Origin of the sequence: Roseofilum sp. Guam, from assembly GCF_017746735.1 — a bacterium.
GTDB classification, from domain to species: Bacteria; Cyanobacteriota; Cyanobacteriia; order Cyanobacteriales; family Desertifilaceae; genus Roseofilum; species Roseofilum reptotaenium.
Genome location: NZ_JAGHZN010000004.1, coordinates 1 through 14,802, shown reverse-complemented (window position 1 = coordinate 14,802; position 14,802 = coordinate 1). Strand labels below are relative to the sequence as shown.

The following is a 14,802-nucleotide window of genomic DNA, read 5'->3' as shown; positions in this document are numbered from 1 at the left end:
CCATTTCTCTTTAAGCCTGCCATTAATCGATCGTTGGGAGGCAAGGGGCTTAAGCCCCTTGTTAAGCGCATCTTCATAGAGAAATGGTATTACCGCGCGAAGCGCTGTAATAGGTAATTGTTAATTGTTAATTGTTAATTGATATAACAAATTGTTACGAACCCCCCCCTACATAGGTGACGTTTGCCCCCTTCAGTTGGGAGAATAGAGAGTGTGTTCATGTTTAAACCTGAACGTCTCTATGGATGTTAATGAATTTCTAGACCGTTATGCCGCAGGGGAACGCTATTTTAAGGACGTTGACCTGTTCCGAGCTGAATTGAGTAGTGCTAATTTACCCGGAATTCGCTTATTGCGAGCCGATCTATTTGCTGCGAATCTGTTTCGGATTAATCTATTAGGTGCTGATTTGTTTCGCGCTCGGTTAATTCGAGCCAATTTGTATTGTGCTAATTTGAGTGGAATTAATCTCAGTGAAGCAGATTTAATTGGTGCAGATCTTCGAGGCGCAGATTTAAGTGGTGCAGATTTAAGTAGTGCAGATTTAAGTGGTGCGGATTTAACCGATGCTAATTTAAGCTATACTGATTTGAGTCTGGCGAGTTTATGTCGGGCTAACTTAACGAATGCCCAATTCGACACAGCAAAGTTAGAAAAAACAGACTTGAGTAAAGCCGTTATGCCAGATGGGGGAAAACATCCTTAAGAAAAAAGATTGGGACAAGACAAGGGGCTTTCAAGCCTCTTGTTGCGGCGATCCAGGACAGTGAGTTAAGTACAGCATAATTAGGGTATCTTCTGGCATCTACACTTCAAAGTTATGTAATTGTGATTGAAATTAGATTATGTCAAGCCAATTTTTTTCCCAAGATAATGATGTGATGAACGTAGATTCTGGCAGTCAGGAAAGTCAGGTAGAAGTCTTAAAAGAGGATCGGTAAGTTTTCTAGCGATCGCGCGATCGCCGAATACGCCAGAGATATTTGGCACATTCACCCGGTTTATTCATCTTAGGAATTGGGCAATAGGCAATAGGCAATAGAAAGTGGCCTAATATTATTCCTGTATCATGTTGCGCTTTAACAAGGGGCTTTTAAGCCCCTTGTTAAAGCGCAATACCTTCGCCATTTTCCCGTAGGTTGGGTTGAACGAAGTGAAACCTATTCCCTATTCCCTGTTCCCCATTCCCTAGCGTGCAGCGCTATATGAGCGTCGTGCTCTTCTAGGACATTAGCTGTATTACCTTTCCCTCTAGTTAAATTTGATCCGATAATAAAGGCCGCTAATCCAACAAAAGGACTAATTAAAGTAGGAAAGCCATCAAAATCGGGTGTAAATAAACCATTGGGAATATAGAGTAAAGTATTGTCCAAGCCAAATGTCGTAGGCATGAGAACAAACATGACAATACGAGTTAGTGTTCCCAAAATAATACAGGCTAAGGCTCCTTGTTTTGTTGCCCCCGGCCAATAGAGTCCTCCGGCTAGGGGGATTAATAATCCAGCAAAGCCAATATCAAAGGCTAAGAGTAAGAGAATCCCCGTTTGAGGAATACGCAAGGCAAAGAATAAGCCCATGGCGGTAATTACAACGGCCATTAATCGGGTAATTAATAATAAACGATCGCCGCCAGCATTGTGTTCGTCATGGCGAATACCGATAATATTATGGGCAATCACCGAAGACGTGCCTAAAATTGCCCCATCTGCTGTCGATAAAGAAGCAGAAAGAATCGCTGCAATCACCAAAAGTCCCACGAGGGGAGGAACAACGCCTTGCAGCAAGGCATAGAGCAGGGGCCCCTCTGGGGTAATATTGGCTTGTTCTAAAATAGACGGTGCAGATAACGCCACCATTGAGAACGGCACGCCAATCAGGATGGTTCCCGCAGAGCCAATAAAACAGGCTTTTTGGGCGGTTTCTGGACTATCGGAGGCAAAGACACGAGCCATAAAGTCAATGGCGACAATATCGCCCAAACCCAAGGCTAAGAGGGTTGCCCAGTTAATCGCTGCCCCTGCTCCAGGATTGGTTAATTGCTCCAAGTGCATGGGGCCCATACCATCAGGAATGGTAAAGCCAAAGTTAAAGCCAATAAAACCCACTAGAGCAATCATACCGACTAAGGCGATCGCCACTTGAATCGCATCGGTATAAGCAACGGCAAACAATCCCCCACTAGCCGTGTAGATCAGGACAATCATGGCAATAAACATCGCTCCGGACGTATAATTTGTCCCCATGAACGCTTGGAACAAATAGCCCCCAGCCACCAGATTACCCGCCAGTAGAAAGGAGAAACTCAGCACCATAATCACTGATGCCACCCATTCTGTAGTGCGATCGTACTTGATACGATAGAAATCGGGTAGCGTAATCAATCCCATACGGTTCATCGGTTTAGCGAAAAACAGCGCCGTCAGAAACAAGCACAACGCTAAACCAATCGGTAACGACGCACCCGCCCAAAATCCAAATTCAGCCGCTAAATCCGTATTGCCCAAAGTTGCATTAGAATCCACCGACTGAGCCATCAAGGTGGCAGCCGCTAGGGGAAGAACCAACCCCCGTCCAGCCACCAAATAGTTGACGCTATCTCCCTTAATCTGCTTAGAAGCCCAGACACCAATGCCTAGGGTTCCAAAGAGGAAGAGCAAAATCCCCCAGAACAAAATCTTTTCTGTCATAATTATTTTCTCCCGGTCTACTTAGACCGATGGACTGTTTTTGTGGTTTAGAGCTACTCCAGGTTTTGGCAGAACATTGGAGTAGCTTTTTTTGATTCAACCTAAACGGGCATCGCCAGCGGTTGAGCCGACGCTGGGGTTACTTGAGCGCGAACCCAAGTAAACCAAGCGTCTAATCCCTCACCGGTTTTTGCCGATAGGGGAATGAGGGTAACGTGAGGATTGATTTGCCGCACGTTTGCTTCAAGTCGCTCTAGGTCAATCTCTAGATAGGGAGCGAGATCCATTTTGGTGACCAAGAGACAATCCGCTTCTTGAAACATAATTGGATATTTGAGGGGTTTATCTTCTCCCTCAGTAATGCTTAAGAGGGCAACTTTGGCATGTTCGCCCACCTCAAATTCTGCGGGACACACCAGATTGCCCACGTTTTCCACCAGAACTAAATCAAAGTCGGAAGGGGTGTATTGGTTGGCTAACTGGTGAATGCCTCCAGAGACCATCTTGGAATCCAGATGACAGGAACGCCCGGTATTAATCGCAATGACGGGCACGCCATATTGACGCAGACGCTCGGCATCGAGTTCGGTGGTCATATCTCCTTCAATGACGACCATGTTGAGGTCAGAATGCAAGGCTTCTAAGGTTTTCTCTAGAAGAACCGTTTTTCCTGCACCAGGACTACTCATCAGGTTCAGACAAGTCATCCCCCATTCGTCAAAATGGGCACGATTATGGTCTGCTCCCGCTTGGTTGGCATGGAGTAAGTTAATTTCTAAGGCAGCATCAAAGGTTTGGTGCATGGCTGGTTGGGGTTAATGGGCTATATTCAATGCGATCGATTTTGAGTTCTCGTCCAGAGCGAATCTCTTCCATGGGAGAATTGCAGGTTGGACAGGCATAGTGCTGGCCAATTTGCGGTCGATATTCGATTTGACAGGAATGGCAAAAGGCGATTAAGGGTTTTTCTTGAATAGCCAGTTTGGCTCCTTCTAAAAACGTGTTTTGAGTTTGCACTTCAAAGGCGAATTGCAAGCTGGCAGGTTCGACACAGGTAAATTGACCAACGATTAGGTGAACCGTTTCTATTTTGGGCGATTCTTCTTGGTCATTCCACCAGTCTCGCAACGTGAGGATTAAGGCTTTGGTCATATCAGTTTCATGCACGTTGTTTACCTGCCTCTAGTGATATCCTCGGGTTAGGTCCATTCAACTTGTTCCGGTTGGGCTTCTGGATGAATATAGCTAGGTTTTTCTTGGCGAGGAAGTTGCCCGGAAATCACTAAATGAGCCATGGTATCGCAAATGACGCGAGTGGCCATTAAAGCCGTGATATCGCTAATGTCATAGGGAGGGGAAACTTCCACGACTTCTAACCCACAAACGGGAGTATTTTGGACAATTTTTTTCAGTAAGTAGAGTGCTTCCCTGGGTAGGAGTCCGCCAGGTTCTGGCCAACCGGTTCCGGGGACAAAACCCGCATCGATACAATCAATATCGAAGCTAATCCAAACACAATCTGTGCCATCGGTAGCTCGCTGTATGGCAAAGTCTGCGGCAGCATCTAATCCCATGTCTGTAATGTCGGTTACCGTTAGGATATTGGTCGCTCTCTCGCGACAAACTTTGACTCCTTGACGGGGAACTTGCCAGCCTCCAATTCCAAGTTGAACGAGGTTTTTAGCGGGGGCATTTTTGATGTTGGTGGCATGAAACCAAGGGCAGGTATGCATCCGTTCGTCTAAGTCGGTTTCTTGGGTATCCACATGGCGATCGAAGTGAATTATGCCGACTTTTTTATCACCTAAGTGGCGACAAATACCGCGCACGGTGGGAAATCCAATGGAATGATCGCCGCCTAAAACGATGGGAAATGCACCGGAATGAAAGACATGGGCAATGCCTTTTGAGATTTGATCGAAGGATTTTTCGTTGTTAGCGGGAATGGTAAAAATATCACCGACATCGCAAAGGGTGATTTGTTCGCGTAAGTCAATACCCAGTTCAAAGTTATAGGGGGTGTAAAGGGCACTGATGCGACGGATACCTTGGGGACCAAATCGAGTACCGGGACGGTAGGTGGTTCCGGAGTCGTGGGGAACGCCGATAATGGCGATATCGTAGTTGCTGACGTTCCGCACGTCTTCTAAGTAGGGTGCTTTGAGAAAGGTGTTAATCCCGGCGTAGTGGGGGAGTTCTCCACGGGAAAAGGTGGGAATGGTGCGATCGCGGATACTTTGAGCAGCTTCTAAACCATATTCTAATCCGCGATCGACTTCCTGCTGCCAACCGCTTAGGGGTAAATTTCTCTCTTTTTCTAAAGCTTTCTGAGCTTCTAAATCAGGAGGTTGAAATGGAAGTTGTTCGCTCATTATGGGTGGCTCTATATTTTTAAGTATGTTCTGAATACGTCCAACAAGAAGAAAGCCCAGGAGTTTGACGTACTCTTTCCCAACGCCAAAATCTCCCGGGCTTTTATCCCGCCGTGGAGCTAAAGTCTGATCCATAACAGACTTTAGCTTGCTTCTCTTGGACCAGTCACTGAAGTACGGTAAACCTCAATCGGAACCCTAGAAGCGGTTATTCTTGTATGACTTGACTTGTTTTATAACCAGTTTTGAGGCAATAAACTGTATTGAGGGTTACTAAATTGAGTCTTGATTTTTATTTTTTGTCTTGAGAGAGAACCAAATTGAGGATGTTCAATTCATGGGAATTAAGCAGATAGCGATCGCCGAAGCGTTGCTGGCGAATTTCCGCTAAACTGTAGCTACTAAAGATTACGAAGGGAAAATCCTGGTAGCGATCGCCAATCGGGAGAATATTATCGACTCGATAGAGCGATCGCACATAGCATTCGAGAATGTAGCGAAATGTCATATCTAGAAACGGAGCATTATCGCCTTCTGCGAGATACCTTTTCATCTGCTCTCTAGCGACAAATGTTAATAATGGCAGCGCATAATAGCGATCCAGTCGTTGACTTTGCTGCTCGTAGCGTTGGGATTTATGCTGAGTTTCGCGAATTTCATCAATTAAATCAATCGCGCTGCGAGTGGCAAATTTCAAGTTTTCATTGTAGTCACTTTTCGGGCTACTAATATACTTTAAATTCTGCCACAGTTCATCGGTTCTCCGATCTAGAATTAAATCCAGAAATAAAGTATAAGTTTCCGAAACGACTTTAGCGCCAAGGGGAACCATGAGCAAACTTCCCTGAAGATAGCCCATTTCTAGCGGTGGAAAATCAATTAATTTACTCAGATTGGGTCGAACAAACCCTAAGAAATGATGGGTAAACTCTTCCGAAATATAGGAGGAGTGTTCCGATTTAGGAACAGTAAAATCCGCTTGACTGAGTAAGGTTTTTAAATGCTCATAAGTTTGTTTTAGTTTTTGATCGCTGTGACGATTTCTAGTTTCTAGTTTCAGTTCCCTAAGCAAATTAGCCAGTTGAGAACTGAGGGTTTGTCCAGCCGCAGATACTGACTTGCCGCCAATGGGAATAATCAAATACTCTTGTCTGCCAATTTTACCCGCTCCCAGAATCCGCGTCATAATCGAGGCTTTGAGCAGCAGCAAAATATTAAAGATGCTGAGAATTTTCTCCTGAAGAGAAAGCTGGGGCTGATCCTCAAAATAAACGGCGCGTTCTGCAAGATAAAAGTGTAAAGATTTGGATTGATTATCCCGATCCGCATCACCCCGTCCGCGATAGATCGTTTGAATGATTTCCATCAGATTTTTTTCCACTTGGAAGCGCGGAATATCCACTAAAATATGCTTAACCTTGGGAAAGGATAATCCTCGACTGCCGGAAGAAGTCATGAAAATGATCTTGACTTCGTTTTGATAGTGATGGATGGCTTGCTTTTCGCTCTCGGAAAGACTGGCATGAATTTCGAGATAGTCTTGGTTTTTCTCAAATGTTTGCCAACGACGTTCCAGCGCTTCAATTAGGTTTTTTAAGCGTTGCTTGTTTTGGATATAGACTAAAATTTGATCGTCTTTTTCTGCCTGTTCTTGAGTGATTCGCTCAATATCAGCTAAAATTTGTTCTCGCAATTTCTTGTCTAAATCATCATCTTCTCGTTTTAAGCGATCGCGCTCTTGAAATTGAGTCGAATGAATGATAACATTATAGGTAATGTTCAGATCTCTGGCAGGATAAGAGTTGGTATTGATTAGCGTTGCTGGATGGCGTTTGAATTTAAACAAATCAAGCGTCAAGGGTGAAGCCTTTCTCTTGGCTTTGCGGAAAAAGATTTTATCGGGTTCAGCCGTGGTAACCTGTAAATGTTGACTAATCACATCCGGATCGACAATGGAAGCATCGGCGATAATAATTTTAGGATTAAATCCATGTTTGCTGCTGGTTAACCCATAATCTTGAAGAATGTGAGTGATGCGATTTAAGAATTCTACGCCGCTATCATCTCCAGTGATTTCGTCAATCATAATAAATAGATGTTTAAACCGCTTAGAAATGGCTTGCATTTTTTCTGAGATAACGGCTTGAGTGCGACTATTGTAGGCTCCTTTGAAAATCTCGCCAAAATGCTTGAGGGTATCACTACCATTGGCTGTCTTTTTCAAGGCTTGAATGGAGATGGAAGCAACTATTTTATTCGTGCTTTGGCGATCGACAAGGGTATGGATGGCTTCACACATGCTGCGAATGACTCCGGCAGTATTTTGAGGTGCTTCAACGATTAAATCTTCGGTTTTGCGCTGGAGACGAGAATCGCTATTTTTATGTTTTTTTTGCTCTTGACTTCCATCGAGAAAATTAACAGATTGTTGCCTAAAATTTCCTTGCCATAGATCGGAACGATATTGTACGCTATAATCACCACCCTGTTCGGCAATAATCTGGGAATTGGTGTTTAAGCAAACTAGGTTTTCGCTGCACCAATTTCCCTTATCATCCTTGAATTTTTCCAGAATATCCAGGTTAACCTGTTTGCGGGGACTGACATAGAAAAAGAGAAACCCGTCGTCTTGATGCTGTTTGAGGAAATTGGCGATCGCCGTTGTTTTGCCGATTCCCGGATTCCCCGTTAAAAAAAGATACAAACTCTCGGAAAGCAGCGATCGCCGAATTAACTCAGCATGGCCATTGCGTAAATCCAGGCTAGAATCAAGATTATGCTCTTGTGCAATATCATCGGGAAGGGGTGCAACCGAGGTGAGAAACCCCTGAATTTGCTCCTGATGGGTAACCACCGTGGTTCGATCTGGGGGAATATCGATCAACTTCTGCACAAACTCCTTACCGCGATCGAAACTTGCACCCATCTGACGCTTGATCTGATTAAACACCTGTTTTCGCACTACGATCATCTCTTTTCCACTGGACTCATGCTTGTAAATTTGATAACAGGTTTCAAACAAAGAGAGGTTTTGGAAATGGATCGTCATGGTGTTCATTCCGCGATCGCTATATCCTATCGCGCTCAAAATCACCTTTGCACCTTGAGGAATAATCCCCGTTTTTTGTGCAAACTGATAAAAACTATAAGCATATCCTCCCGCTTGAATTAGCTTCGCGCTCTCCTTATCCTTCGACTTAAACGCCGTAAAATAATCCTTCAAACCCGGAGAAAAGAAAAACTCTAAATCTGGACTGTCTCCCGTATCAATTCTCAGCTTAGAAAACACACTTTTCGAGCGCAAATAATTGATTTCTTTAATGAGTTTGCTTTTAATCAGTCCAATAAAATTTTGGATATCAGTCAGATCTTTTTCCGACTGAACCGCAAATACGGATTGATCCACCACCAAAATGCGATAGTCTCGTTGGGAATGACGGAGCAATAACAGAGTATCCGCTTTTAAAAACTCTCCTGTATCACTATAGCGATTAATATAGGTCTTTAACTGCGCTCTATCAAGTCCTTCTAACCGAGATAACCACTCTTGGGAAACCTGCTCTTGACTCTTCTGATACGTCTTGATACTATTGTCACCCGCAAAAGCACATTGATAATAAAGCACCTCTAAACGACGCTCAAGGTTGTGCCATCTCGTCCCTTGCAGATATTCGGCAAAAAAGTTATATCCCCCCAGAAACCCCTTCAGGAGTAAAAGGTTACTCCAGGTTTCAATGATCTGGCGATCGCTACAACTAATGGAACTCGCATTTTCAATCAGCTTTTTATTAATTGCGTTTAAGTTTACATTTTCTAGCTCTTTACGATAATACTCAACCCATTGCGATGCTAATTGGTTTTGCTGAAGATAATTGAGAATCCCAATATTAAACCCCATTTCAAAAGGTCGTCCTTGATCTTCTATTTTCATCGCTCAATTTCTCCTTAATTTACATCACTTCCAGTAGTGGATCGTTTCATTTCAAATTGGTGTAAGCACGAAGAGTGCTTAAAAGCCTAGCTGGAGAGGGATAAATCCCTCACTACGAACGAAATCTAATGCATCATTTTAGCTGAAACAATCCAGTAGGGTGTGTTAGCGACAGCGTAACGCACCTTTTACCCATTACCACGCATTCATGTCCGCAAAGCGGAAAGCGCTATATCAAACCAAAGCCTTTTTCACTTCCGTCAGAAACGCCAAAGAATTAAAATCAGACTTCCCATTCATATGCTTAAACAAAGACAGCTTACCCACCGAATAATCGCCAATAATATTTTGATAGGGATCGAGCTTTAAGCTGATTTTGCTCATTGCTTCATAGCGAGAAAAATGAAACAGCGTCAAATACTGTAAAATATCATGTTTCAAGTCTCCCTCATGGAGCAATCCTTGATAAATTACTTCATTATCCAAAATTCCCTTATAAGTATTTAAGAGAGTAGCATAGGAAATTACTCCATTATAAAACCGCTCATCCTTTTTGCCCACTTTGAGTCCATTAAACAAATTAAAAAATACCACTGATTGCTGACTCGGATCGTCCACTAACTGGGTTAACTCGCGGATGTCTTGCACATACAACGATTTGGGTTTGAGACTCATAGAAGAGCGCACATAATACTTATCGAAAAACATGGGATAAATTTTAATATCCGGGTTATTCTCTACAAGGCAACGAATCAGCGATCGCGACATAAAAAACAGTCGATCCTCTTCTGCGGTAATATTTAAGCTACTTGTATACGGAGCTTTGGCAATATAAACAAAATGCCGATATCCTCGCTGATAGAGTTCCACGATTTCATCCCGGAGAACCAAAGGAGTATTAAAAATTTTTGACCGGGGATAAGAATCCGAAAATGTGCTTAAGCAATTAATCTCTATCCGAGCATCTTCCCGACGAGTAACGCTCACCACTTCGCCCATTAAATTAGACAGATGCCGATCTTTATCCGTTTGATAATGGGCATCAGATTCCCGACTGGACACCACAATAATCGCTAATTTTTCTAATTGTGGCGTTTCCTCCAGTTGATCAAATGAGAAAACTTTAGGGAGTCGGGAATACAGAGAACTGAGACCATTTCTTGTTTTATGGATATTGTTGCTCGTAATATCAAAACCTTGGAAATTGGCCAGTATTTCCTCTTCATTCAGCAAATGGGAGACGGTAACCGACAAATTCAGTATGAACTCTTCCAATGGAGATGAATTATTCTTATTGGTTAAATGAAAGCGGACAATAGGAATAAATAGGTTTTTGCGGTTGGGGAGATAACAGGCTAACTGTTGAACTACGATATAGAAGAGTAGACTAAACGTAAAGCGATACAGAAATGCTTGTTGATTATTTAAGTTTTGATTCGCTTCTGTATCCATCTCGCATAAGACAAGCTTCCGATTTTTCAACGTGCTATATGCTCTAGAAGCACGACATTGTTTAGGCATTAACAGCACCGGAAAGCTCTGGAGATGATCCAGTTTATAGCTCATCGCAAAAGTTTGGCGATCGCTCGTTTCTGCATAGCGGATATCTTCAATCTTGATGCTAACCGGTAATTGGCATAAAATCTCCGGATTTACCGTCGCTTCTCCCACCGACAAATACTGAAGACACTGCTTCGGATTTCCTTTCAGAGCTTCCCGAAATAGAGTTTGTCGCCCAAAAATTGTATCAACATCTGTTTCTAATAACGTTTTCCTCACCCCCACATGAATACAATGTTCGCTGGGAGGTATAACCATTTCCCGTGTTAAAGTATGCTTGACTAATTTCACCAAGCGGTTAACTTTTTCTCTAGCTTTGAATTTGTCTAGTCCTCTGCGAATTCCTCTTAACAGACTGACTTTAGCCTCATCGTTATCTCCTTGCAGTGTCGGTAAAATTTTCGCTTCAAAGCGACTGACTGGATCGTAGTGTAATTCATTATTATGATTATAGCCTTCTGCCTCTGGATCGCAATCGGAGGCAAAAACAAAGAAATATAAAAAAGCGACTTTCAGAATCTTTTGCAGACCATATGGACTTCGAGCTACAGCCTGATTTTCTTCTCGATCTAGATCCAGTAAACTACAATAATAATCAAAAGCACTTGCGCTCCCCTGATTTTGCACAGGGCCATTTAATTTTAGCTTCAGTCCAAAGATAAATTGTCTTCTGTTACGTCTTGGATCTGTTGTTTCTCCTAAATAGCCTTCAATGATGGGGATAACAGGCAAAATATCAAAGGCTTCTGCACGGGAAAAAAGTTGGCGAAAATTGACGGGTGTTCCTTGATAGGTAACTTCATAGTCAGCATCCGATCGCTGCGGATCGGCAATATAATCATTCAATGCTTTTAATCGACGAATTAAATCCTGGAGATAAACAACCTCTGGATGTCTGTCGGCATTAATATTTTGCTCTAAATATTCTAAATACTGAATTTTTGCTTCTTTTTTCAGTTGTCCCAAAACTTCCGTATCCATCAACCGTTTGATCAGGTTAATATCAGAATCCTTATGTTCATCTTGTATCAGATCGGTTAGAACATCCTCTAGATCGGCTTGTTGTTCATCTGTTTCAGTATCGAGATGTTCCTGGATGTAGCGCCTCAATTCTTCGGGTAAATTACGATTGAGGGTATCCGTGCGATCGACGGTGATGGTTAATTTGTGAAATTTAATCGAGCCAGGGGATTGAATTTGTAAGCGTTCTTTTTGTAATCCAGTATAAGCTGTAAAGGGATAGCTTAAATCTAAACTGGGTTGTGAATTCTGAAAAGTGGAGAAATCCTGAACTAAACTAGATAGAAAGGCGCTGGTTTCTAGGTTTTTTGCCCTTAAACTAGATTGCAGTTGCTCCAGGAGTGCTTGTCTAATGTTGCGGATTTTATCTGGAAATTGGGCAGCGCAGGAGGGGCTAGAATTGAGGGTAGCAGCGCGAATCCCCCGATCTGAACCGAGGATCGGATCGTCAAGATTTTGCTGGGCTATCCGATGGGCGATCGCCTCTACATTAACCAATAACCGCTCAGAATCATCGGAAACGCGAAATAAACCGGGCTGATTGGCGATCGCCTCTACAATGCGATCGAGCATCTCCCCATAATCTACCCTGGGCAGACTATCATCCGCTTGTCGAAAGGAACTAACCATCGTCATCAAAGCTACCTTTCGTTTAATTATATAATCGCCCCGTAACCTTTACAAGCCCGTATTACTACTTCAAAAATGTCTGCTATAATATTACCGGCTTAAAGGTTAGATGAACAGAATGGAAACCCATCTTTATGAAACCGATTTTTATGGTTGGCTGATGCAGCAATCTCACCTCTTAAAAACCGGTGAATTCAAACAGTTAGATATTACCAATCTAGTTGAGGAACTGCAATCCTTGGGCAAACAGCAGCGTCAAGAACTCAGAAATCGTTTAGGCGTATTATTGGGACATTTCTTAAAGTGGCAATTTCAGCCCGAAAGACGCAGTAAAAGCTGGAAATCAACCATTCGAGAACAGCGCCGGGAAATTGTGCGCCTGATGAAAGAAAATCCCAGTCTGAAACCCTATCTCGAAGAAGCGATGCTCTCTGGTTATCAGTCGGGATTAGATTTAGTCGTGCGCGAAACCCCTTTAGATTATCCAGATTTACCCGAAGATTGTATCTATAGTTTTGAACAAGTCTGCGATGCCCACTTTCCCGAATTATTGCATAATTTCTGATACCATTTCTCTTTAAGTTTGCACTTAATGCGTGTCAATTTTACGGTGCCCTGCGCTGTCGCTTTTCATGTCCGCTTGCGGAAACGCACCCTACTGGATTGTTTCAGCTAATTTTGTGCATTAGATTTCGTTCGTAGTGAGGGCTTTAGCCCTCTCTAGCTAGGCTTTTAAGCACTAAAGTGCTTACTACAAACAAAACCCTATTTTAGATGAAACAATCCACTACGAGAAAATGGCGAAGATATTGGAATTAGGAAACCGGGTGTCTTAGGGTTGGGGAATCACCGTTCTAATTGCCGCGCCTGTTGTAATAATTGAGCCGCCATCATCGCCCACTGTTGATTGCCTTCTGTCTCATAGAGTTTCTGTGCAAACGCTAACACCCGTTGTGCTTCTTGATAATCTTGTTGTTCTATAAACACTAATCCAGCGCCATAATAGGCATTCCCATAATTAGGATTCGCTTCGGCAGCTTTTCGGAAGGCATTCAGCGCTTCATCCAGTTGCCCTTGTTGTAATAAAATGGAGCCGATCGCATAATAGGCTTGGGCATATTCTGGATTTTTGTCCACTGCCTGACGGAACCTCTCCATCGCTGGGGTTAATTGCCCTTGTTCTTGATAAATCAAACCTGAATAATAATAGGGTTCTGGAGCAGTGGGAGAAAACACCATAGCTTGCTTAAATGAGGCGATCGCCGCCGTCCTATTTCCCTGTAACTTTTGTACCAATCCCAGATTGTAATGCCCCACTCCCAACTTTGGATCGAGCTGGACTGACATTTGCAAATAGTCCTGAGCCTGTTGTAAATTACGCCCTTCCAAAAGTGCTGCCCCTAAATTCGCGTAGGCGATCGCGAAATTCGGATCGATCTGAATGGCTTGGTGGAAGGCACTCGCCGCTCCTTGAAGATCCCCCCTTTGCCGCAGCGCTAGACCTAAATTATACGAAGCTGGAGCTAAATTGGGGCCTAACCGTGCTGACTCTTGAAACGCGGCGATCGCCCGTTCCACCTCTCCCATTTGAATCAACTGCAACCCTTGATTCAAATACTCCACTGCCTGAGAGTTAACCTCAACCTGAGCCAACTCGATAGGATCGAGCGATCGCGCTACGCTACTAGAGAATAAAGTGGCGATCGCTGTTGCAGACCAAAAACCAACCCACCACCGATTACCAAAACCCATCATCATTAATCGTCTCATTCAGGGAACTGTGCCCTAACCAGAACTCAATTTTTCCTGGTATAGCACACTTTCAAGCCATTCAGCGAGCTTGGAGGATGGGTAACTAGCGCTCTGCCAATAGTAGGAGTTAATATTACTGGTAAGTGCAGTCATAGGTAGAAGTAGATGAAGGCAAGCACGGTTCTACGACAATACCAAGCAGGAAAGCGCAACTTTCAGGAAGCTAATCTGCGAGGCCAGTCGTTCAGGGGTCAGAACTTGGAGGGAGTAGACTTCAGTCATGCTGATATTCGTGGTACTGATTTTACGGGAGCAAATTTAACTGGTGTGCAATTCTGTGGAGCAAAAGCAGGGCTACAGGAGTACCGGATAGGTCTGATTTTAGCTGTTGCTTTAGCCACATCTTTGTTATCCAGCTTTCTCTCTTGGTGGCCAGCTTATTTCATTACTGTAATTTTTAAGTCAAGTGACTTTCAGCGTTTTATCTTCGGTATAATAGCTTATTGGATTCCACTGTTTATATCAGCTATTTTTACTTTTCTGATTTTTTACGAGGGGGTTTTGGCTGGCCTAATTGCAGCATCTATTGCAGTAGCTACTACAGTAGCATTAGTAGCATTTTCTGTTGCGGAAGGTATTACGGTCGCAGAAGTATTTACAGCAGGTATTACAGTTACAGTCGCTGTATTAGGGGTCGAGATAGATGTTACCATCTCCCCCTCCCATTCAGAACCGGACATGGGTTGAGTCGATGGAGGGTATAATCCCTCGCACCTCTCAGTGAGATCGCAGCGTGCGAGTTTCCCCGCACTGCGCTCCCGAAAATCTTTGGTCTTTCCGACTTTTGCTC

At 43.4% G+C, this 14,802-nt stretch carries 10 protein-coding genes and 1 riboswitch; of the genes, 3 read left to right on the top strand and 7 right to left on the bottom strand.

Features of this window, described 5'->3' with window-relative positions:
- Positions 1–241 precede the first annotated feature (241 nt).
- The gene (locus J7529_RS01785; protein ID WP_318727572.1) at positions 242–706 is read left to right on the top strand and encodes a pentapeptide repeat-containing protein; all 465 of its coding nucleotides are present in this window, start codon (positions 242–244) and stop codon (positions 704–706) included.
- 454 nt (positions 707–1,160) lie between these two features.
- On the opposite strand, the gene J7529_RS01780 is transcribed toward J7529_RS01785, so the two are convergent.
- The 6 genes from J7529_RS01780 to J7529_RS01755 all read right to left on the bottom strand — a co-directional run bounded on the left by J7529_RS01780 (position 1,161) and on the right by J7529_RS01755 (position 12,200).
- On the bottom strand, positions 1,161–2,687 hold the full coding sequence (locus tag J7529_RS01780) for a sodium:solute symporter family protein (RefSeq protein ID WP_318727571.1): 1,527 nt from the start codon (positions 2,685–2,687) through the stop codon (positions 1,161–1,163).
- 101 nt (positions 2,688–2,788) lie between these two features.
- Complete coding sequence (gene hypB / locus J7529_RS01775) at positions 2,789–3,490, bottom strand: hydrogenase nickel incorporation protein HypB (protein WP_318727570.1); 702 nt, start codon at positions 3,488–3,490, stop codon at positions 2,789–2,791.
- The gene (gene hypA, locus J7529_RS01770) at positions 3,474–3,854 is read right to left on the bottom strand and encodes a hydrogenase maturation nickel metallochaperone HypA (protein ID WP_318727569.1); all 381 of its coding nucleotides are present in this window, start codon (positions 3,852–3,854) and stop codon (positions 3,474–3,476) included. The genes hypB and hypA overlap by 17 nt, the downstream gene beginning before the upstream one ends.
- Before the next feature lie 32 nt (positions 3,855–3,886).
- A complete protein-coding gene (locus J7529_RS01765) occupies positions 3,887–5,059 on the bottom strand; it encodes an agmatinase family protein (RefSeq protein WP_318727568.1) in 1,173 nt (390 codons plus the stop codon).
- A gap of 90 nt (positions 5,060–5,149) precedes the next feature.
- Positions 5,150–5,272: riboswitch (guanidine-I (ykkC/yxkD leader) on the bottom strand.
- A gap of 79 nt (positions 5,273–5,351) precedes the next feature.
- A complete protein-coding gene (locus J7529_RS01760) occupies positions 5,352–8,990 on the bottom strand; it encodes a helicase-related protein (protein ID WP_318727567.1) in 3,639 nt (1,212 codons plus the stop codon).
- Positions 8,991–9,224: 234 nt separating this feature from the next.
- Positions 9,225–12,200, bottom strand: a complete 2,976-nt coding sequence (locus J7529_RS01755) for a hypothetical protein (protein WP_318727566.1) — start codon at positions 12,198–12,200, stop codon at positions 9,225–9,227.
- A gap of 118 nt (positions 12,201–12,318) precedes the next feature.
- On the opposite strand from J7529_RS01755, the gene J7529_RS01750 reads away from it, so the two are divergent.
- Positions 12,319–12,765, top strand: coding sequence for a DUF29 domain-containing protein (locus tag J7529_RS01750; protein ID WP_318727565.1), 447 nt, complete (start codon positions 12,319–12,321; stop codon positions 12,763–12,765).
- A gap of 281 nt (positions 12,766–13,046) precedes the next feature.
- Here the strand turns inward: J7529_RS01750 and J7529_RS01745 are convergent, their stop codons facing one another.
- Entirely contained in the window at positions 13,047–13,970 is a 924-nt protein-coding gene (locus J7529_RS01745) for a tetratricopeptide repeat protein (RefSeq protein ID WP_318727564.1), read from the bottom strand.
- A 147-nt stretch (positions 13,971–14,117) separates the two neighbouring features.
- Between J7529_RS01745 and J7529_RS01740 the strand changes: the two genes are divergently transcribed.
- The gene (locus J7529_RS01740; RefSeq protein WP_318727563.1) at positions 14,118–14,699 is read left to right on the top strand and encodes a pentapeptide repeat-containing protein; all 582 of its coding nucleotides are present in this window, start codon (positions 14,118–14,120) and stop codon (positions 14,697–14,699) included.
- Positions 14,700–14,802 lie beyond the last annotated feature (103 nt).